Below are 20,492 nucleotides of genomic sequence, written 5' to 3'. Positions count from 1 at the left end.
GTAAGCGCTTCGATTTCAAATGTCCTATCGAAGTCATGAGCGAAGTGATGCAGAAAGCCTTGGCTATGCAATATGATGCTCCTGCGTCAATTCAATAACCGTGTTGCACTCAGCTCCTGCAACCGCCCACTATTTATAACCAAGGGATTGCGGAACGAAGTTCCACGTTCGAGACCACTCCGCGTAACCCTGATGACATGCTAGAGCGACTTGAGGCTCATGATCGTTATCCCGTTCTGGTGATGCTTGATGAGCACGATAAGGTCATCGGATGGGCGAGCCTTAGTGACTACCGCAATCGCGCGTGCTATGACGGCATCGCTGACTTTTCGATTTACATGAGCCGTGAGGTGCGAGGCCAAGGGCTGGGTAAGAATCTCCTTCAGGCGCTGCTTAAAGAGGCAGAAGCTCGTGGATTTTGGAAAGTCCTTTCTCGCGTGTTCACATCTAACCGCGCCAGTCTCGCCCTGTGCGAAGCTTGCGGATTCCGCCAAGTCGGGGTTTACGAGAAACATGCATGCCTTGACGGTCGTTGGATCGACTGCGCAATTGTCGAGCGACTCATTCCTACGAATCAAATGCCGTGGCTAACACCAATGGCTGCAACCAAGACTGAATCAAATGGATTAAGCGGCTGTTAGGGTTCTCTATCACACTTAAAATCTTGTCAGTCAGGCTACGTACAGCGAAACAATCAATCACGGCCTAACTGGTCAAGTCGAATGCAAATAGGTGGTCAAGCCTATGTAATTACGCAGCCCACTGGAGTGGATTGCGCTAGCGACGTAATTCCCCTGCTCATGCTTGAATCGACGTTGAGATAGATACCGATGTCTGCGGACATTGAATACGCGAAATCGACGTATGCGGCATAAATCCCGTATATGCGTAAACCGCTGCTATCGGTGCACATCCAATGCCCGATCAATACGCAATAGGCGTCGGTATTAACAATGACATCCAACGCCCAGCAATAAGCCACAGAAATCACCGGATCCAGAGCAACTGCGCCACGCCATAAAAATATCTACTGGGGCTTTGAATTGGACGCGATCATCTCCATGTATGCATTGCCACCCATGGGAATATCATAACCTAGTGGCCCTTCCCATTGCCGCGAGACGCCGGTATTTCTAAGCATAACCTCAACCTTAATGCCGTCCTTAACCATGCTGTCTAAATTCCACTCGAAGTGATTTATGAGAGCCTGGCAGGCCACATGAGGTACTGTTGTCAATAATCTCAAGCTGGAGTTGTTTGGCGGTAACTTAAGCCTCGCGATCTCCGACATCGTCCATATAAATCTCCGCAACCTAAAATGCCAAAGAGACTCAAATTGAAGTTCAAGTTGAGCTGACAACAACGGGAAAGACTTACGAGTCGCACGCTGCCTACTTACTTTTCGCGGCAAAAGTGCAAGCATGTTACTGATATTTACTCGCACCTGTTTTTGGGTGATGCGGTACAAGTTCTCAACGCCCTCTATAAGAATAGTTGCGTATTTTTCGTCCTCATCGTTCACCGCCGGCTCGGCACTACTCTTCTGCATTACGTTCCCTGTAATTTTACTCAACAACCAGTCCTTATCGTTTTCGTTGAGCCAACGGGTTACTTGATAAGCACTTACCCAAAGATAGTCCATACCAATGCCTGGCTTCACTTCAAGTAGCATTGAGATTTTTTCTCGATAAGCCTTTTTCTTATGTTCTGGCAAAGTTTTCTCTTTAAGACGGACCGTCGGGTTTGCCGAGCTAGCAAGTAGAGACTCTTCTGCCAAGCATTTCTCAAACTTTTCTGCACATCCAAAAAGATGGAGAGATATTAAAAGATGCCTTGCCAACGGCATATCAATTTGACCTCTTGTTGTCGATAGCCTAATCCATTGACTTCGAATTCCAGCTGCGTATGCCAAATCAATTTTTGAAATAATTTTATCGCTGAACTTATCACGAATACTGCTAAATAATTTAGCTGTGCCAATTAGGTTCCCATGAACAAACCCTTGCTTCTTTGCTTGACGCCGATAACAAGCAGCCAAAACCGTATAATCTATCGATGGCAGATTGCGTTGCAGAATATCATTTACAAAAACTGCAAACTCGCGCTCTTCATTTGAGGCGAGTGAGCGGTTCGCAGGTTTAACAGCGTTCCACCCGCAAGCACAATCATCGGTCAACCCCGGTAACAATCGGTTTTTACGATAAAAAGGATGAGAGCAATTAGGGCAAGATTGAAGAAGTTCTTCACCATGTCGCCAGCACGCTGTAACGCCCGGTACATGATGAGCTCGGTGCCAATATGCGTAGCCACACTCTATGAGGTCGGCCTGCACACAGGCCAAGCAAATTTTAGCTCTGCTATTCCTCGTACCTTCTCTCCTAGGCACTCGAGCGACATCAGATAAAACCTTGTCAAACTCCTTAGAGGGTTCTTTTGATAATCCTATAAAAGGTTTGTAGGCTGGGAACGTAGTGTTAATCTCAAGCAACTCAGCCAAGTTGCTTTCTTTAACTCCCGGCAATCGAGAAGCAAGGTTTTCTAATTGCTTCGGTATGATAGATAGCTGAAATGGCGCAACGCCAAAAAGATCACGAAAGGTTTCTGCCTCGGTTTTGTTTCCGGACAAAAAATGGTATCTCGTAATACGAGATAATAGTGTCTCGTCTGGCATAGACATTGGGAAAAACAGAATACTGGACATGAGTAGCCGACTTCTAACGTGGGTTCTGGTAGGACGCGAGTCCTGTGGATGGTGTTCTTTTATCACATATCACCGTGTACCCGGGTAAGGATTTTTAAAAATGAACGCCATACAGTAGCGAACAGCCAGCAATTATTTTATTAGAAAACAGCAGTTTTTACGCCAGAGTCAAAATACAATACACCACACATATAAATACTTTCACTGCACGCCTCGTCAAAATTCACACATCGAATCCACGCACAGCTCATATATATAGAGGCTTGTGCCGACGGCGTTACAGAGCAATATTCATACGCGGATCAGGGTGCATTCACTCATATTTGGAGTTTTCTGAGACACGCTGTTCGATACAGCGCTGATTGAGTGATTGGCTTGCCGTCAAGTTTTAGCTTCCGCTCGGCCCAGCTCAGGCGCCGCCGATGGAATGCATCAAGGGTTTCGCATTCGGCTGCCAGTGCAGCCGCACAGTGCGGCAGCTTGTTGAGCTGCTTTTCAAACCTAGATAACACATGAAGCTCTCTGCCTATTTTTGTCCGTGAGATGCGGACAGGTTTACCTGGAAGCGCTCGTAACATTTCAGCGCATTGAACCACTTCGTTGGCAAGGTCGAGGTCTTTGAATCTTTCTGCCTGCTGTCCGCGCGGTCTGTGGGCTTTACCTGGCTCTTGTGTCAGCTCGGACAGCCATTGCCGATCGTTTCGATGAAGCCACACATAATCTCGACACTCATGAGCTAGGCGAGCTCTGTATTCCCCGTCAAATCGGTTCCTCCTATCAACCAGAAGTTTCGAAAGCCTCGCCTCTTTCCATAGGTCAGGTCCATTCGAAATCGCGCGTATCATTCGATAGACGCATGTAACCGAGCTCCTTGTTTCTGACGCTATGGTTTTAGCGTTAGCCCCCGAGAGCGCCAGCGTCCAGATCGTTTCAGATGCCTCACTCATATACTCATTGGTGCTTGAGCGATTGGTTGGAGATCTGTTGGCAGCTCGTCCACAGGGAGTTTCGGTATTGGCAGTTCGACTAAGCGACTCGGTAATAGGACCGTTTGGCCGCAGTATCCTTTCCATGTCGACCTTGAGCGCACAGGCCAGCAGGATGAATTTCAGTGGATGATGGGTGCCCCTCGGCTTACGTAAAAGCTTCACAATCCAGGCCGCCGGTATATCCGCAGACGACTTGCTCAGTATCGAGTACTCCCCTGAGGAGGGGAGCCCCTCAAAGAATGCAGACATGTGTCGCGCCAAAATGCCTAAGTGCAGCCGACCAGTATCGGAAGCCATTTTCAAGGCAATAGCGCTATCCAGAAACACCGAGCGAATCGCATCAGGACATAATGGCGGAACATCGGTCTCAAGCACCTGCATCGAACGCTGCGCTATTTCGTGCAGAGCACTTTGTAGATTTTGAGGGATCTCTAGCGAAATGGAGTGAGACTGAACGTCCTCATCGTCCGGTAAATGCATTCTTCGAGAGTTTCTGCTCAACCAGCGGTAATCAAGGAGCCTCAACGGAGTTCCATGGTGGGGACAGATCAAAACGCCTGGAAGCTGATGCACACGGTGCCAGTACGCTGCTCCCACACAGGCCATGTCCTGTTCGACACAGTCGAAGCAAAATCGCACTCTCGAAGCAAACTGGAGTCGGCTCGCGATTAACCCCAACCTTAGCATCAACCCCTTGCCGTTTCCCGCCATCAAGATATTGGCGTCGCCCACCTGTTGCGGGGTCAAAAAAGGTTCGTAGTAGGGCAGTTGCGTATGGCGCTTTATGACAGCGGCTAGCGATAAGCCTGTATCACACGGCAGCGCCTCGACAAGCTCAGCTAGTCGACATGGAAAAGCAACGTTCTGCGAAAAGCATTTCGCGGACTGCGCTCCATCGAAAACTGCTGCGCAACTACGTACGCCACAGAGCCGGGCGTATCTTGAGAGAACGCTGTGAAGCGTCTCATCGTGGAAAACGGCCGGAAAGAAATGGAATTTGAGCCCCATTTCGTCACCCTTAATTCACCCCTTCCGATACAACGGAGAAAACTCAAAGAGATCACTGCTTATCCAACCGGCGCTCTTCAACGCCTCAATGGAGTCTTCACTTTCACTTAGCGCCTGTGCCTCTGAGGTCTCAACCGCCACCGCCGCAGGTGACTGCGATTTGACTTGGTTAACGGCCGCCACATTAGGTTTGGTAGCACTATTGTCGCTGCGACTGATGACACTGCGCAGCAATGCCAGTCGCTCCGGCCGAGCCACACCATCGAACGCCATCATGTCGCTTAGTTGGTCTTCAATCGGAAGCAAATCATCGAACTGCCGCATCCGTTTCGGATCTCGGCTTCGCAGAGCGGACAAAGCTGGCTTCAATATCTGCATCTTGGTGTTGCTCACCAACGCAATTGTCTCGGCGGTAACGCATTCCGAACCACTCTGGATCGCATACCTTTGACTGAGCACCAAAAGCTTCACCAAAAAGTCGGTGACCCCTTGTGTATGCTCATACAGCGCATCAAACACATCCTCTGTCAGTTCGACCGGCTGCTGGTACCACTGATAGCTCCAGAGGTTTTCAACAAGCATGCGCCACTCGTCATCGTCCTTCTCAAAACGTTTAAATTCGAGTACCCCGACGCCGCAGCAACGCCTTGCGTTGCGCATGACGTCCGAAAATAGGCTGATCATCGAATTTGTCCCGATGAACACCACAGGAATTCCGATGTTGTTCACTAGATGGAGGAAGAAATTCAGCATGTTGTCCTTGCCCCCAGTTTTCGCGAGGTGCAGGTTCTGAAGTTCGTCGATCAGCAAAGCTCCGATGAAAAATGTACTCGCAACCTGTTCCATTTGTTGCAACGAGTCATTGATGTTCCGAGCCCTATACCGCTTGTAGTAATCCTCATCACCTAAAGCTCGCCCGACCGCATAGAAAAATTGCTGACAGAAGCCTGCCAGCGAACCATCTCGGGGGCAGTCAAGCTTGAGCCAGGTGATCTGGGTATGAACGAACTGCTTTCCTTCATAACGCTCGTGGCGAATCGTTTGAGGGTAGAGACTCAAAATGGCTTCGAGTGCGGTGGACTTTCCAATGCCACTAAGGCCAACCAGACTGAACGTTTCGGCAGTGGACTTGAATCCATCGTGGTAGCGCTGTGCGCCCGAAAGTGAGTGAAGATGTCTGACAGTGTCTGGAGAGGTCGGGTTGCGTCCGACGTACCCACGTCGTACCAGCAATGAAAATACGGACTCCAGATCCATGTGGACCAACAAAGGCTGGACCACCGTTCTCAAGCGGTCGATGCAGTGAACCCGAGTCGATCGGTCGAGGGTCAGCTCTTCTGGATCAACAGGACGGGGGAAGTTCGAGATTAGTTGCATTGCCACCTCTTCTGAGAAGATCGGTGGCAGCGCTTCGATGAGTGGATTTCCCGCGTAGTCCGCTATCGCCTGCTTCGTGTAGCTTGCGAAAACTTGGGCGCCTTTCATGAGTTTTGTCCTGGGCGGAGGCGTTTGAGCATATCGATAACCTGAGCGCTGCGAGGGCCGGCAAAGTTTTCTGAGCGATCTTGGGAGATCTCTGTCTTGAGCACAGGCGATTCAATCCTCACACCCTCTGGCACATGGGCGGTCTCACGCTCCTTGAGGCGCTCAACGGCGCGATTCTCACGAATATTTCCAATCATCTCAGCTTTGGTCGCAGGCGCTGGCTCATCATTTCGCTCAGCGATCGCACCGCTGACGACTTTATTAACTTCCTCCAGCAACGAAATCCGACTCTCCAGCTCAGCACGTTTATGAGTCGGTGGAGTCTGGCGGTAAGCTTCGAGCAGATCGAAAATCTCATCGGATCGATAACCAGCATACTTGCTATCAGACTTACGCAAATCGCAACGGATGAACTGTTTGTTGTCTCCCCGAATCCAAATATGTGCTGAGGAATTTGGGTCATACCAACACTCTATCGACCAAACCCCGCGGCTACGGGCCTTCGCAAACCAGTTGTTCTCGATCGCTACATCACAGACATAGTGCATCCCTCGGAATAGCACACCACCCTTTTGCACCGTCGCTTGCTCACGCGGAAGCAAATGGAGATAGACCATCTCGTCGGGATGATTGTTTGGTTCGACATGACCATTTTCTAATGCCCAAGTCCAGATACCTGACGGCGTCGGATCGACACCGTCGTTCATCATCTCTTGAGTGAGCCTGTCGGGCTGCCTGTTGAAGCGGTTATAGTGAAGGACACACTGGATGATAATCTTGGTGAACTCTTTAATGCTCAGCGTTGCATCGAGTCGGTAATCTCGCTCGCCACGTTCCTTCTCCCTAGCAGCTACACCACCAGGAAGCCACCTGATGCCTGTCAGGTTGTTCAGGATACCGAACCGGCTCTCAACCATCGACTTCCAGTCAGGGCGGTAAGGCGGAGCGATTCCCAGCTCGATATTCAGGCCAGTGGCAAGACCCTCAGCTGCTTTCCCCAACATCTCGCCTCGATCAGCGTAGATGTGATGTGGGAGGTGATGACAGGCCCATTCCTCTGAATCGATTGTGACCCCATTGGTAGCGCAAAACTCAACCTTCGAAGTGAAAGCGTTGAAAAGCGCTTGCCTGGCTCCGTTCCAACTCGGGCCCTCTAATCCGATATAGAGACCGACGATCATGCCGGAAAAGCTATCAATGACGACGTACACAACCGGCCGTCCAATGAGCATTCGCCTGGAGTATCCGTTCACGAGATAAATGTCCGCAATGGTGGCATCGATCTCAAACTGATGGCAGGGGCCACGAAGCCAGTCACGGACGGTTCCAGAAAGGGGGCGGCAATCTTTTAGCCACTTACGCATTCCCTTACGGCCACGTTCAGTTTCAACCTCGTCGAAATATTGCTTTCCCCAATAATCGAACTGTCTAAAGGAAGGAATTTCCGATTCGGGTAGCAAACGACCGCCTGATTCTGGATTTTTCGACAGGTCTTTCGCGGTATAGAACCTCCTGAGCATCTCAACATAGGCGTTGGTTATCGTAGAAGTCTTATCCCCGACAAATAACGAGTAGCCGATACGGATACAGCGCTTATCCACTGCATCGATAACCTTGGTCGGTGAAACGGCAATACCTTGATACCTTGGCTTCCTACCCGGGGGCTTTGCGGGATCATACTTGCGCTCAGGAACTCCGACGCCCGCATAGTTTTTCAAGAGCGCATTTCGAACTTGGCCGTTGATCCAGTAACGGTACAGAAGCCGATAGATGCTCTTGCGCTGTATACCGAGCTCAACAGCTCTAGCGCCGACCATTTGACCCATCTCACCAGGAGCGAATATCTGACCTGGATAACCTGAGTCGATCAGGGGTGCGATGATGTTCCACTTTTCATCCCTTTCCCGCTTCTTTTTCTCATCCAAGTCATCCTCTAACACTAAGAGAAACTCAGGCGTAACGACCTTGGCTAGCTTCGTATCACCTGCAATGACGGATCCGCGAAGCTCCTCCAGGCCTAAACCAATCGGTTGGCGGGGCGGATCCGTTAATTGGATCAAAACGACCGCATCGTATCGCTCATTGAGGTACAAGACCCTAACGAAGCCCGGCACGACGGAAAACTCAGTAAGCGGTTCGAAACAATCATTGACTTGGACTTTCATGATAGGCCCTCCGCCGTCAGTGAAATTTTCATTGGTTTCTCAATGATTTCAAATGTTGGTAGTGGTGCAGTCATTTGAATGGGAGTACCAACCAAATCTACCTTGATCGACTTAGCCCATATCAGGTGATGATATAAAGCCCGAGAGTCTTGATAGGAGATAAATAAACGTGCGGCAATCTTTCGCAGAGATTCAGCAGTACTCCACGGGTAGGGACGACAGCTCGCTAAGTGCCCCAGAAAATCTGTGTGTAATGATGGCTCTGCCAAGGCGCGCGGCAGTTGAGCGAACTTCCTGAGTAAGCCTAAATTTTTGATCAAATCGGGGCTGAACATTTCTTCGGTGACAATGGCCCAATCAACGTGTTGGCCAGTCCAGAAACGCTTTTCGATCTCAAATTTTTCCAACGTCCTCCTGGCTTTTTTGCCTTCGAGGTCACTGCGGTATTTGATTGTTCTGGCTACGGATTTAAAGCTGCCATCGGGCTTTTTTATCGTTAATAAAAAATCCGTGGTCATAACGTAAGGAAGCACTGTCTTCGGATACTTCGGGTATCGCACTCCCATAGAGCTCGCGATTGCTTGAGCACTTTCTCGCGGTAGCAGTGGATACTGTTCGCGTATATCCACAACATTTTCCGAAAATTCACATACCAAAAAATAAGCGCGTTCGAGGTCAGAAAAGAGGTGGTGGAGACGATCGATCTTCACACCTTGGATCTTGTGGGAGCGTCCTCTGGAAGGCACGTCTTGGACGCGCAGCCACGGCAGATAACTGGCACCAGCTCCGCTACCGAATCCATTCGAAATATGCCGCTGAATATCTGTCTCAGACGAAAACCTACGACCGCGCAATGCTACCTCCTTCGTCCGCCGGGACCGCCTCTCCTCGCCCTGAAAAATAGTTATAGGAAAAAATCGCCCACCACCTGTTCATGGTACAGCCCTCTTTAGCCTACTCCCGGAGCGTGGCGAAGCGGAGAATCTAGACCGATGGCTCAGCCAAAAAATGGAAACCCCCGTAAATACGGGGGTTTCGGCCTTGTGTCAATCTATGTTACGGCGTGTCAATCTTTATTGTTAAGTGTCAATCTTTATTGTTAGAAGCCAGCCCTTTCTCATGACCGGTAGACGTTACTCAACCGTCACCGACTTGGCCAAATTACGCGGCTGGTCAACGTCGGTGCCCTTGAGCACGGCCACGTAATACGACAGCAACTGCAGCGGGATGGTGTAGAGGATCGGCGACAGGGTGTCGTGGATGTGCGGCATGTTGATGACGTGGGTGCCTTCGCCGTTGGTCATGGCGGCCTTTTCGTCGGCGAACACGATCAGTTGGCCGCCACGGGCACGTACTTCCTGCAGGTTGGACTTGAGCTTCTCCAGCAGTTCGTTGTTCGGCGCCACGGTGACCACGGGCATGTCGTCGTCCACCAAGGCCAATGGACCGTGCTTGAGTTCACCGGCCGGGTAGGCTTCGGCGTGGATATAGGAGATTTCCTTGAGTTTCAGGGAGCCTTCCATCGCCACTGGGTATTGCGCGCCACGGCCGAGGAACAGGGTGTGGTTCTTGTCGGCAAACAGCTCGGCGACTTTCTCTACGGTGCTGTCCATGGCCAGGGCTTCGCCCAGGCGGGTGGGCAGGCGGCGCAGTTCTTCGACCAGGGTGGCCTCCACGCCTGCGGCCAATGTGCCGCGCACCTGGCCCAGGGACAGGGTCAGCAGCAGCAGCCCCACCAATTGGGTGGTGAAGGCCTTGGTGGAGGCTACGCCGATTTCGCGACCGGCCTGGGTCAGCAGGGTCAGGTCGGACTCACGCACCAGGGAGCTGATGCTCACGTTGCAGATCGCCAGGCTCGCCAGGTAGCCCAATTCTTTGGCATTGCGCAGGGCAGCCAGGGTGTCGGCAGTCTCGCCGGACTGGGAGATGGTGACGAACAGGGTGTCGGGCTGCACTACCACCTTGCGGTAGCGGAACTCGCTGGCCACTTCGACCTGGCACGGGATGCCGGCCAGTTCTTCGAGCCAGTAACGCGCGACCATGCCGGCGTGGTAGCTGGTGCCACAGGCGACGATCTGCACATTGCGCACTTTGGCGAACAGCTCGGCGGCTTGCGGACCGAACGCATTAACCAGTACTTGCTTGTCGCCAAGGCGACCTTCCAGGGTGCGCTGTACCACGGCCGGTTGCTCGTGGATTTCCTTGAGCATGAAGTGGCGGAACTCGCCCTTGTCGGCGGCTTCGGCACCATCGCGGTACTGCACCGCTTCGCGCTCGACGGAGTTGCCGTTGACGTCCCAGATCGCCACGCTTTCACGGCGGATATCGGCGATATCGCCTTCTTCCAGGTACATGAAGCGGTCGGTGACCTGGCGCAGGGCCAGTTGGTCGGAGGCGAGGAAGTTTTCCCCCAGGCCCAGGCCGATCACCAGCGGGCTGCCACTGCGGGCGGCAACCACGCGGTCCGGTTGGCTGGCGCTGATCACCGCCAGGCCGTAGGCACCATGCAGCTCCTTGACCGTGGCCTTGAGGGCGGTGGTCAGGTCGCTGTGGTCCTTGAGCTTGTGGTTGAGCAGGTGGGCGATAACTTCAGTGTCGGTGTCCGAGGTAAAGACGTAGCCCAGGCCCTTGAGTTGTTCGCGCAGCACTTCGTGGTTTTCGATGATGCCGTTGTGCACCACCGCAATATCACCGGAGAAGTGTGGGTGGGCATTGCGCTCGCACGGTGCCCCGTGGGTCGCCCAGCGGGTGTGGGCGATGCCCAGGCGGCCCGCCAGGGGCTCACCGGCCAGGGCCTGTTCCAATTCGCTGACCTTGCCTGGGCGACGCATGCGCTCAAGCTTGCCCGCGTTGCTGAAGACCGCCACGCCGGCACTGTCGTAGCCACGGTATTCCAGGCGCTTTAGGCCTTCGAGCAAAATGGCGGTAACGTTTCGTTCAGCGACTGCGCCTACAATTCCACACATGGTTTCTCTCCTAGATGACTGCCGCGCAAATCAGCGTAATGCCGCGGGCTTGAATCTGGTCGCGGGCCTCAAGCGGCAGGCGATCATCAGTAATAAGGGTATGGACGCTGCTCCAGGGCAGTTCCAGGTTGGGGATCTTGCGGCCAATCTTGTCGGACTCGACCATCACCACCACTTCACGGGCAACTTCGGCCATCACGCGGCTCAGGCCCAGCAATTCATTGAAGGTGGTGGTGCCGCGCTGCAGGTCGATGCCGTCGGCGCCGATGAACAGTTGGTCGAAGTCATAAGAGCGCAGCACCTGTTCGGCCACCTGCCCCTGGAACGAGTCCGAATGCGGGTCCCAGGTGCCCCCGGTCATCAACAGCACCGGCTCATGCTCCAGTTCACTCAGGGCACTGGCCACATGCAGGGAGTTGGTCATCACCACCAGGCCGGGCTGATGGCCCAGTTCGGGGATCATCGCGGCGGTGGTGCTGCCGCTGTCGATGATGATCCGTGCATGTTCACGCAGGCGTTTGACCGCCGCCCGGGCAATGGCGCGCTTGTGCACGGAAATGGGCTGGGCAGGATCGCCCACCAGCTCCTGGGGCATGGTGATTGCGCCACCGTAGCGGCGCAGCAGCAAGCCGTTGCTTTCCAGGGCGGCGAGGTCCTTGCGGATGGTCACTTCGGAGGTCTCGAAACGCTTGGCCAATTCATCCACGCTCACTTCACCCTGCTCGGTGAGCAAGGTGAGGATGTTGTGGCGTCGTTGTGGTGTATTTCGTTTCGACATGGTGATGATAAGTTTCGTTCCGAAAGATAACGAAGGTAATCAAAACCTATTGGCGGGAAGTCGTCAAGCGGCCGAATGAAATTTTGTTAAGGCCCCGATCAAAAAATGTGGGAGCTGGATTGCCTGCGATAGCGGTGTATCAGTCGATGAAAACGTGACTGAAATATCGCTATCGCAGGCAAGCCAGCTCCCACATGGATGGGTGGTGCCTGGGAGGTTGTGGATAACTCAGGTCTTTTTGATTTTGACCGGGCGTTTCCAGCCGTCGATGTTGCGTTGGCGGGCCCGGGCCACACCCAGCTGCAAGTTATCCACATCCTGATTGATGGTGGAGCCAGCAGCCGTGCTGGCACCATCGCCCACTTTCACTGGGGCAACCAGCGAGTTGTTGGAGCCGATGAATACATCTTCACCCAGCACGGTCTGGTGCTTGTTGGCGCCATCGTAGTTGCAGGTGATGGTACCGGCGCCGATGTTGGTGCGCGCACCGATAACGGCATCGCCCAGGTAAGTCAGGTGACCAGCCTTGGCGCCCTCGCCCAGGTGGGCATTTTTCAGCTCAACAAAGTTACCCACATGGGCCTTGGCCTCAAGCACGCTTCCAGGACGCAACCGTGCGAACGGCCCGGCATCGCTGCCCTCGCCCATCACAGCGCCCTCTAAGTGACTGTTGGCCTTGACCACCACGCCTTTGCGCAGGGTGCTGTCCTTGATCACGCAGTTCGGGCCAATCACCACGTCGTCTTCGATAATTACGCGGCCTTCGAGAATCACGTTGATATCGATCAGCACGTCGCGGCCCACGGTAACCTCACCGCGTACGTCGAAACGCGCCGGGTCACGCAGTGTCACGCCCTGCGCCATCAGGCGGCGGCCTTCGCGTAGCTGGTAGTGACGCTCCAGTTCCGACAGTTGCTTGCGGTCGTTGGCGCCCTGCACTTCCATCGGGTCGTGGGGCTGCTCGGTGGCGACCAGCAGGCCGTCGCTGACGGCCATCTCGATGACGTCGGTGAGGTAGTACTCGCCCTGGACATTGTTATTCGACAAGCGACTCATCCAGTCTGCCAGGTGAGCCGCCGGCACCGCGAGAATCCCGGTATTGCCTTCGGTTATCGCCCGCTGGGCCTCGCTGGCATCTTTATGCTCGACGATGGCGGCGACCTTGCCGTCGGCATCGCGCACGATGCGGCCATAACCGGTGGGGTCGTCCAGTTCAACGGTGAGCAGGCCCATCTGGCCCGGCACTACGTGCTTGAGCAGGCGCTGCAGGGTTTGCACTTCGATCAGCGGCACATCCCCGTAGAGGATCAGCACGGTGTCGGCCTTGATGAACGGCACAGCTTGCGCGGTGGCATGACCGGTACCCAGTTGCTTGTCCTGCAATACGAAATTCAAGTCAGCGGCTGCCAGACGCTCACGCACCGCATCGGCACCATGGCCAATCACTACGTGGATACGCTGTGGGTCCAGTTGCCGGGCGCTGTGGATAACATGGCCCAGCATGGAGTTACCCGCAACCGGGTGCAGTACCTTGGGCAGGGCAGAACGCATGCGAGTGCCCTGGCCAGCGGCGAGAATGACGATTTCAAGAGACATGAATGGCTACCAATCCTGGGCGGTCCGGCTTCAGACCAAAGAAGTGTTTTGCAAAAAAAGAAAAAGGGTAGCCGAGGCTACCCTTTTTAATCAATCGCGCATGAAGCATGACGGCTTGGCCGCTTACTTCTTGCGGATCTGCTGGAGCGTGCGCAGCTGGGCTGCAGCCTCGGCCAGACGTACAGCAGCAGCGCTGTAGTCGAAGTCCGCACCTTTTTCGTGCAGAGCCTTCTCGGCAGCCTTGACGGCTTCCTGAGCGGAGGCTTCATCCAGGTCGCCAGCACGTTGCACGGTGTCGGCAAGAACCTTGACCATGTTCGGCTGAACTTCGAGGAAACCGCCAGAGATGTAGAACACCTCCTTTTCCCCGCCCTGCTTGGTCAGAGTAATCGGACCGGGCTTCAAGCTGGTGATCAGCGGTGCGTGGCCCAAGGCAATACCCAGGTCACCCAACTCGCCGTGTGCAATTACCATCTCTACCAGACCGGAGAAGATTTCCCCTTCCGCGCTGACGATATCGCAATGGACTGTCATAGCCATCTGATTGCCTCAACCTGATGAGCGCCCGTTGCCGGGCGCCTGGATTACAGTTTCTTGGCTTTCTCGATCGCTTCTTCGATGCCGCCGACCATGTAGAACGCTTGTTCTGGCAGGTGGTCGTAGTCACCGTTGAGGATGCCTTTGAAGCCAGCAATGGTGTCTTTCAGGGAAACGTATTTACCCGAGGCACCGGTGAAGACTTCAGCCACGAAGAACGGCTGCGACAAGAAGCGCTGGATCTTACGAGCGCGGGATACCAACTGCTTGTCGGTTTCCGACAGCTCGTCCATACCCAGGATCGCAATGATGTCCTTCAGCTCTTTGTAGCGCTGCAGCACGTACTGAACGCCGCGAGCGGTGTCGTAGTGCTCCTGGCCGATCACGTTCGGGTCCAGCTGGCGCGAAGTCGAGTCCAGTGGATCGACCGCTGGGTAGATACCCAGGGAAGCGATGTCACGGGACAGTACGACGGTGGCGTCCAAGTGGGCGAAGGTGGTCGCAGGCGACGGGTCGGTCAAGTCATCCGCAGGTACGTATACCGCTTGGATCGACGTGATCGAACCTTCCTTGGTCGAAGTGATACGTTCTTGCAGAACGCCCATCTCTTCAGCCAGGGTCGGCTGGTAACCTACTGCCGAAGGCATACGGCCCAGCAGTGCGGATACTTCAGTACCGGCCAAGGTGTAACGGTAGATGTTGTCGACGAACAGCAGAACGTCGTTACCTTCGTCACGGAACTTCTCGGCCATGGTCAGGCCAGTCAGTGCGACGCGCAGACGGTTACCCGGCGGCTCGTTCATCTGACCGTAGACCAGTGCCACTTTGTCCAGAACGTTGGAGTCCTTCATCTCGTGGTAGAAGTCGTTACCCTCACGGGTACGCTCACCCACACCGGCGAACACGGAATAACCGCTGTGCTCGATGGCGATGTTACGGATCAGTTCCATCATGTTTACGGTCTTGCCTACACCGGCACCACCGAACAGACCGACTTTACCGCCCTTGGCGAACGGGCAAACCAGGTCGATAACCTTGATGCCGGTTTCCAGCAGGTCGTTGCCGCCCGCTTGCTCGGCGAACGAAGGTGCTGGACGGTGAATGCCCCAGCGCTCTTCGGTATCGATCGGGCCAGCTTCGTCAATCGGGTTGCCCAGTACGTCCATGATCCGGCCCAGGGTCGCTTTACCGACCGGTACGGAAATGGCAGCGCCAGTGTCGACAACGTCCAGACCGCGCTTCAAGCCTTCGGTGGAACCCATCGCAATGGTACGAACTACGCCGTCGCCCAGCTGCTGCTGAACTTCCAGAGTAGTTTCCGCGCCTTGTACTTTCAGCGCGTTGTAGATGCTCGGTACGCTGTCGCGTGGGAATTCCACGTCGATAACGGCGCCGATGATTTGAACGATACGTCCGCTACTCATAGCTGGATCCTCTGAATATTTGAACCGTTAAACCGCGGCAGCGCCGCCGACGATTTCCGAGATCTCTTGGGTGATCGCAGCCTGACGCGCCTTGTTGTAGATCAGCTGCAAATCGCTGATCAGATCACCGGCGTTGTCGGTAGCGTTTTTCATCGCGATCATCCGCGCCGCTTGTTCAGCTGCGTTGTTCTCGACCACCGCCTGGTACACCTGCGACTCCACGTAGCGCACCATCAAGCCGTCTAGCAGCTCTTTGGCGTCTGGTTCGTAGAGGTAGTCCCAGTGGTGCTTGAGTTCCTGATCCGGGGTCGCCACCAGTGGAATCAATTGCTCCACGGTTGGCTGCTGGGTCATGGTGTTGATGAACTTGTTGGATACCACAGACAGGCGGTCAATCCGGCCTTCCAGGTACGCATCCAGCATCACCTTCACACTGCCGATCAAGTCATTGATCGACGGCTCTTCACCCAGGTGGCTGATAGCTGCAACGACGTTACCGCCGAAGTTGCGGAAAAAGGCCGCACCCTTGCTACCAACAACACACAGATCAATCTCGACGCCGTTTTCGCGGTTTACCGCCATGTCCTTGACCAGGGCCTTGAACAGGTTGGTATTCAAACCACCGCACAAACCACGGTCACTGCTCACTACCACATAACCTACACGCTTGACGGCGCGTTCGATCATGAACGGGTGGCGGTATTCCGGGTTGGCGTTGGCCAGATGCCCAATTACCTGGCGGATACGCTCCGCATAAGGACGGCTAGCCGACATGCGCATTTGTGCCTTGCGCATTTTGCTGACCGCCACTTTCTCCATGGCGCTGGTAATTTTTTGCGTGCTTTTGATGCTCGCAATCTTACTGCGAATCTCTTTTGCGCCTGCCATGTAACACCTATCAGGTTAGCAAGCGGGAGCCTTGCGGCTCCCGCTGCGGCTTACCAGGTTTGGGTGGCCTTGAACTTCTCGATACCGGCCTTCAGGCCAGCGTCGATTTCGTCATTGAAGTCACCCTTCACGTTGATCTTGGCCATCAAATCGGCATGATCTCGGTTGAAGTAAGCAATCAGCGCTTGTTCAAAGCTGCCGACCTTGGCGATTTCGACGTCAGTCAGGAACCCACGCTCAGCGGCATACAGCGACAGCGACATGTCAGCGATCGACATTGGCGCGTATTGCTTCTGCTTCATCAGCTCGGTAACGCGCTGACCATGCTCAAGTTGCTTACGGGTCGCTTCGTCCAGGTCAGAAGCGAACTGGGCGAATGCCGCCAGTTCACGGTACTGAGCCAGAGCGGTACGGATACCACCGGAAAGCTTCTTGATGATCTTGGTCTGAGCGGCACCACCCACACGGGATACCGAAACACCGGCGTTCACAGCAGGACGGATCCCGGAGTTGAACATGGCCGATTCCAGGAAGATCTGACCGTCGGTGATGGAAATCACGTTGGTCGGAACGAACGCAGAAACGTCGCCAGCCTGGGTTTCGATGATCGGCAGTGCGGTCAGGGAACCGGTTTTGCCGGTTACTGCGCCGTTGGTGAACTTCTCTACGTACTCTTCGGAAACGCGGGATGCGCGCTCCAGCAGACGGGAGTGGAGATAGAACACGTCGCCTGGGTAGGCTTCACGGCCTGGTGGACGGCGCAGCAGCAGGGAAATCTGGCGGTAAGCCACTGCTTGCTTGGACAGATCGTCATAAACGATCAGCGCGTCTTCACCGCGGTCGCGGAAGAATTCACCCATGGTGCAACCGGAGTACGGTGCCAGGAATTGCAGCGCAGGAGATTCCGAAGCACTGGCCGCCACGATGATCGTGTTGGCCAGGGCGCCGTTTTCTTCCAGCTTGCGAACCACGTTGGCGATGGTCGATTGTTTCTGACCGATCGCGACGTAGACGCAGAAAATGCCGCTGTCTTTCTGGTTGATGATCGCGTCGATCGCCAGAGCGGTCTTACCGATCTGACGGTCACCGATGATCAGCTCACGCTGGCCACGGCCGACTGGGATCATGGCATCGACAGCCTTGTAGCCAGTCTGTACAGGCTGGTCTACCGACTTACGCCAGATCACGCCTGGAGCAACTTTCTCGACCGCGTCGGTCTCGGTGTTGCCCAGTGGACCTTTACCGTCAACAGGGTTACCCAGTGCGTCGACAACGCGGCCCAGCAGTTCCTTACCCACCGGAACTTCGAGGATGCGGCCTGTGCACTTGGCGCTCATGCCTTCAGCCAGACTGGTGTACGCGCCCAATACAACGGCACCTACGGAGTCTTGCTCCAGGTTAAGGGCCATACCGTAGACGCCGCCCGGAAACTCGATCATCTCGCCGTACATTACGTCGGCCAGACCGTGAATCCGCACGATGCCGTCAGATACGCTGACGACAGTGCCTTCGTTACGGGCTTGGGAGGTCACATCGAGCTTGTCGATGCGGCCCTTGATAATTTCACTTATTTCGGAAGGATTGAGTTGCTGCATTGCTCTGCTGCCCCTTCAAACTCAAGATTTCAATGCTTCGGCAAGATTCGCGAGTTTGCCGCGAATCGAGCCATCGATAACCAGGTCGCCGGCGCGAATGACAACACCCCCAATAAGGGATGGGTCTTCCGCAACTTGCAGGCGCACTTCCCGGTCGAGTCGTGCACTGAGAACCTTGGCGAGTTTGTCTTGCTGTTCTTGGTTCAATGCAAAAGCACTGGTCACTTCAACGTCTACCGACTTCTCTTGCTCGGCCTTGTACAGGTCGAACAGAGCGGCAATCTCCGGCAAAAGCGGGAGACGGTCGTTTTCGGCAACGACGTGGATGAAGTTCTGCACTTTCACATCAAACTTGTCGCCGCACACGTCAATAAACGTGGCGGCCTTGTCTGCGCTCGTCAGTCGCGGGGCCTTGAGCACGCGCTGCATGGTGTCGTCTTGCGACACTGCTGCAGCCAGGCCGAGCATGGCTGACCAAGAGGCCAGCTGCTGGTGGGCCTGGGCGTGCTCGAAGGCTGCCTTAGCGTAAGGTCGGGCCAACGTGGTCAATTCTGCCATGATCGCCCTCGCTTAAATTTCAGCAGCCAGTTTGTTTACCAGCTCCGCGTGCGCGTTTTGATCGATTGTGGCACCCAGGATCTTCTCAGCACCGCCGACGGCCAGAGCACCCAGTTGGGCACGCAGCGCATCTTTGACACCATTGAGTTCCTGTTCGATCTCGGCCTGAGCCTGAACCTTCACACGGTCAGCGTCGATACGGGCTTTTTCAACAGCCTCTTCAACAATCTGGTTACCGCGTTTCTTGGCTTGCTCAATGATTTCAGCTGCCTGAGCCTTCGCTTCGCGCAGTTGCTGACCCGCTTTATCTTGGGCCAACTCCAGGTCGCGAGCTGCTCGTGCGGCAGCGTCCAGTCCATCCGCGATCTTCTTCTGACGTTCGTGCAAAGCCGCGATGACCGGAGGCCATACGAACTTCATGCAGAAAACAACAAAAATCAAGAACGCTAAGGACTGACCAATAATGGTTGCATTAATGTTCACGCCAATACCTCGCTCGTTCGTTGCACAACACACCAATCACTCGAAAAAACGAGTGATTAACCGGCGAGTTGACCAACGAAGGGGTTCGCGAAGGTGAAGAACAGAGCGATACCAACACCGATCATGGTCACGGCGTCGAGCAGGCCGGCAACGATGAACATTTTAACTTGCAGCATTGGAACCATTTCTGGCTGACGCGCTGCGCCTTCCAGGAACTTGCCGCCCAACAGGCCGAAACCAATGGCAGTACCCAGGGCGCCCAGGCCGATCAACAGTGCAACAGCGATAGCGGTTAGACCAACTACAGTTTCCATCTTTCCTCCCGACTTTTACGTCGTATGGTTTAGGTTTTTTAGATTTTAAAGCGGTAAAACAAATCGTTTCATAGCCCTTGGGGGCCACCTTCCCGTTTCACCGGGAAGGACATCAGACTAGTCGAGACTGGTCTTAATGGTTCTCTTCGTGCGCCATCGACAGGTAGACGATGGTCAGCATCATGAAGATAAACGCCTGCAGGGTGATGATCAGGATGTGGAACACAGCCCACGCCCACTGCAGAACAATGCCCAGGCCGCTAAGCCAGAGCAGGCCGCTGCCGAACATCACAGCGATCAGGATGAACACCAGCTCGCCGGCATACATGTTGCCGAACAGTCGCAGGGCCAGGGAAATTGGCTTGGCGATCAGGGTGACGAATTCCAGCAGGAAGTTCACCGGGATCAGCAGGGCTTGAACGAAGATGTTCTTGCTGCCGAACGGATGCAGGGTCAGTTCGCCGATGAAGCCGCCGATGCCCTTGATCTTGATGCTGTAGAAAATGATCAGCGCGAACACCGACAGGGCCATGCCCAGGGTCGCGTTCGGGTCAGTGGTCGATACCGCGCGGAACGGGATGTGCGGGTCGCCGGAGATCGCCATGGCCAACTGAGGAATCCAGTCCACCGGAATCAGGTCGACGGCGTTCATCAGGAACACCCAGACGAAGATGGTCAGTGCCAGCGGTGCAATTACCGGGCTACGGCCATGGAAGCTGTCTTTCACGCTGCCATCGACGAATTCGACCAATACTTCAACGAAGTTCTGCAAGGCACCTGGCTGACCGGAAGTCGCCTTCTTGGCCGCCATGCGGAAAATCAGGACGAAGATCAGACCCAATGCGACCGACCAGCCCAGAGTATCCAGGTGGAAAGCCCAGAAGCCCATTTCTTTGGCCTCTGCTGCGGAGTGGGCAAAGCCCCAGCCGCCGTTGGGAAGCTGACCGAAGGTCAGGTTCTGCAAGTGGTGCTGGATATAGCCCGAAGCGGTTGTTTCTGCCATGG

Annotated in this window: 17 protein-coding genes and 1 pseudogene; 1 reads left to right on the top strand and 17 read right to left on the bottom strand. The window is 54.6% G+C overall.

Annotation, left to right across the window (positions count from 1 at the left end; translation table 11 throughout):
- The first annotated feature begins 116 nt into the window (after nt 1-116).
- Nucleotides 117-641 carry an arsinothricin resistance N-acetyltransferase ArsN1 family A gene (locus BLL38_RS22780; protein ID WP_076964408.1) on the top strand — a complete coding sequence of 175 codons (525 nt, stop codon included), beginning with the start codon at nt 117-119 and terminating at the stop codon, nt 639-641.
- A gap of 386 nt (nt 642-1,027) precedes the next feature.
- On the opposite strand, the gene BLL38_RS22775 is transcribed toward BLL38_RS22780, so the two are convergent.
- From BLL38_RS22775 to atpB, 17 genes and pseudogenes are all read right to left on the bottom strand, one after another.
- Nucleotides 1,028-2,701 carry a TniQ family protein gene (locus BLL38_RS22775; RefSeq protein WP_076964407.1) on the bottom strand — a complete coding sequence of 558 codons (1,674 nt, stop codon included), beginning with the start codon at nt 2,699-2,701 and terminating at the stop codon, nt 1,028-1,030.
- A gap of 317 nt (nt 2,702-3,018) precedes the next feature.
- A complete protein-coding gene (locus BLL38_RS22770) occupies nt 3,019-4,170 on the bottom strand; it encodes a TnsD family Tn7-like transposition protein (RefSeq protein WP_227496890.1) in 1,152 nt (383 codons plus the stop codon).
- A gap of 54 nt (nt 4,171-4,224) precedes the next feature.
- A pseudogene (locus tag BLL38_RS31490) lies at nt 4,225-4,698 on the bottom strand (TniQ family protein); the annotation flags it as partial.
- 15 nt (nt 4,699-4,713) lie between these two features.
- Entirely contained in the window at nt 4,714-6,183 is a 1,470-nt protein-coding gene (locus BLL38_RS22765) for an ATP-binding protein (RefSeq protein WP_032857199.1), read from the bottom strand.
- Nucleotides 6,180-8,348, bottom strand: a complete 2,169-nt coding sequence (locus BLL38_RS22760) for a Mu transposase C-terminal domain-containing protein (protein WP_038444699.1) — start codon at nt 8,346-8,348, stop codon at nt 6,180-6,182. The genes BLL38_RS22765 and BLL38_RS22760 overlap by 4 nt, the downstream gene beginning before the upstream one ends.
- Nucleotides 8,345-9,202 carry a TnsA endonuclease N-terminal domain-containing protein gene (locus tag BLL38_RS22755; RefSeq protein ID WP_061433812.1) on the bottom strand — a complete coding sequence of 286 codons (858 nt, stop codon included), beginning with the start codon at nt 9,200-9,202 and terminating at the stop codon, nt 8,345-8,347. The genes BLL38_RS22760 and BLL38_RS22755 overlap by 4 nt, the downstream gene beginning before the upstream one ends.
- A 279-nt stretch (nt 9,203-9,481) precedes the next feature.
- Nucleotides 9,482-11,314, bottom strand: a complete 1,833-nt coding sequence (gene glmS / locus BLL38_RS22750) for a glutamine--fructose-6-phosphate transaminase (isomerizing) (RefSeq protein WP_076964406.1) — start codon at nt 11,312-11,314, stop codon at nt 9,482-9,484.
- A gap of 10 nt (nt 11,315-11,324) precedes the next feature.
- Nucleotides 11,325-12,092, bottom strand: a complete 768-nt coding sequence (locus tag BLL38_RS22745; RefSeq protein ID WP_076964405.1) for a DeoR/GlpR family DNA-binding transcription regulator — start codon at nt 12,090-12,092, stop codon at nt 11,325-11,327.
- Between the two features lie 228 nt (nt 12,093-12,320).
- The gene (gene glmU / locus BLL38_RS22740) at nt 12,321-13,688 is read right to left on the bottom strand and encodes a bifunctional UDP-N-acetylglucosamine diphosphorylase/glucosamine-1-phosphate N-acetyltransferase GlmU (RefSeq protein ID WP_076964404.1); all 1,368 of its coding nucleotides are present in this window, start codon (nt 13,686-13,688) and stop codon (nt 12,321-12,323) included.
- Nucleotides 13,689-13,811: 123 nt separating this feature from the next.
- Nucleotides 13,812-14,228, bottom strand: a complete 417-nt coding sequence (locus BLL38_RS22735; protein WP_057439300.1) for a F0F1 ATP synthase subunit epsilon — start codon at nt 14,226-14,228, stop codon at nt 13,812-13,814.
- A 44-nt stretch (nt 14,229-14,272) separates the two neighbouring features.
- Complete coding sequence (gene atpD, locus BLL38_RS22730; protein ID WP_015886645.1) at nt 14,273-15,649, bottom strand: F0F1 ATP synthase subunit beta; 1,377 nt, start codon at nt 15,647-15,649, stop codon at nt 14,273-14,275.
- A gap of 27 nt (nt 15,650-15,676) precedes the next feature.
- Nucleotides 15,677-16,537, bottom strand: coding sequence for a F0F1 ATP synthase subunit gamma (gene atpG, locus BLL38_RS22725; RefSeq protein WP_029290134.1), 861 nt, complete (start codon nt 16,535-16,537; stop codon nt 15,677-15,679).
- A 50-nt stretch (nt 16,538-16,587) separates the two neighbouring features.
- Nucleotides 16,588-18,132, bottom strand: coding sequence for a F0F1 ATP synthase subunit alpha (atpA, locus tag BLL38_RS22720; RefSeq protein ID WP_029290137.1), 1,545 nt, complete (start codon nt 18,130-18,132; stop codon nt 16,588-16,590).
- Between the two features lie 21 nt (nt 18,133-18,153).
- Complete coding sequence (locus tag BLL38_RS22715) at nt 18,154-18,690, bottom strand: F0F1 ATP synthase subunit delta (protein WP_057439298.1); 537 nt, start codon at nt 18,688-18,690, stop codon at nt 18,154-18,156.
- Nucleotides 18,691-18,702: 12 nt separating this feature from the next.
- Nucleotides 18,703-19,173, bottom strand: coding sequence for a F0F1 ATP synthase subunit B (locus BLL38_RS22710; protein ID WP_008439543.1), 471 nt, complete (start codon nt 19,171-19,173; stop codon nt 18,703-18,705).
- Nucleotides 19,174-19,229: 56 nt separating this feature from the next.
- A complete protein-coding gene (gene atpE, locus BLL38_RS22705) occupies nt 19,230-19,487 on the bottom strand; it encodes a F0F1 ATP synthase subunit C (protein WP_002555987.1) in 258 nt (85 codons plus the stop codon).
- Between the two features lie 133 nt (nt 19,488-19,620).
- Nucleotides 19,621-20,490 (bottom strand): F0F1 ATP synthase subunit A, encoded by an 870-nt coding sequence (atpB, locus tag BLL38_RS22700; protein WP_017736231.1) that lies wholly within the window; start codon nt 20,488-20,490, stop codon nt 19,621-19,623.
- Between the last annotated feature and the right edge of the window lie 2 nt (nt 20,491-20,492).

Source organism: Pseudomonas gessardii, assembly GCF_001983165.1.
Lineage (GTDB): Bacteria > Pseudomonadota > Gammaproteobacteria > Pseudomonadales > Pseudomonadaceae > Aquipseudomonas > Aquipseudomonas gessardii.
Note: the sequence above shows the minus strand (reverse complement) of the source record. Positions and strands in the feature narration are given on the sequence as shown.

Excerpts from the sequence above, each read along its gene's own strand:
- BLL38_RS22775 (WP_076964407.1), bottom strand. The coding sequence starts at position 2,701 with ATGTCCAGTATTCTGTTTTTCCCAATGTCTATGCCAGACGAGACACTA.
- BLL38_RS22770 (WP_227496890.1), bottom strand. The coding sequence starts at position 4,170 with ATGCATTTACCGGACGATGAGGACGTTCAGTCTCACTCCATTTCGCTA.
- BLL38_RS22765 (WP_032857199.1), bottom strand. The coding sequence starts at position 6,183 with ATGAAAGGCGCCCAAGTTTTCGCAAGCTACACGAAGCAGGCGATAGCG.
- BLL38_RS22760 (WP_038444699.1), bottom strand. The coding sequence starts at position 8,348 with ATGAAAGTCCAAGTCAATGATTGTTTCGAACCGCTTACTGAGTTTTCC.
- glmS (WP_076964406.1), bottom strand. The coding sequence starts at position 11,314 with ATGTGTGGAATTGTAGGCGCAGTCGCTGAACGAAACGTTACCGCCATT.
- BLL38_RS22745 (WP_076964405.1), bottom strand. The coding sequence starts at position 12,092 with ATGTCGAAACGAAATACACCACAACGACGCCACAACATCCTCACCTTG.
- glmU (WP_076964404.1), bottom strand. The coding sequence starts at position 13,688 with ATGTCTCTTGAAATCGTCATTCTCGCCGCTGGCCAGGGCACTCGCATG.
- BLL38_RS22735 (WP_057439300.1), bottom strand. The coding sequence starts at position 14,228 with ATGGCTATGACAGTCCATTGCGATATCGTCAGCGCGGAAGGGGAAATC.
- atpD (WP_015886645.1), bottom strand. The coding sequence starts at position 15,649 with ATGAGTAGCGGACGTATCGTTCAAATCATCGGCGCCGTTATCGACGTG.
- atpG (WP_029290134.1), bottom strand. The coding sequence starts at position 16,537 with ATGGCAGGCGCAAAAGAGATTCGCAGTAAGATTGCGAGCATCAAAAGC.
- atpA (WP_029290137.1), bottom strand. The coding sequence starts at position 18,132 with ATGCAGCAACTCAATCCTTCCGAAATAAGTGAAATTATCAAGGGCCGC.
- BLL38_RS22715 (WP_057439298.1), bottom strand. The coding sequence starts at position 18,690 with ATGGCAGAATTGACCACGTTGGCCCGACCTTACGCTAAGGCAGCCTTC.
- atpE (WP_002555987.1), bottom strand. The coding sequence starts at position 19,487 with ATGGAAACTGTAGTTGGTCTAACCGCTATCGCTGTTGCACTGTTGATC.
- atpB (WP_017736231.1), bottom strand. The coding sequence starts at position 20,490 with ATGGCAGAAACAACCGCTTCGGGCTATATCCAGCACCACTTGCAGAAC.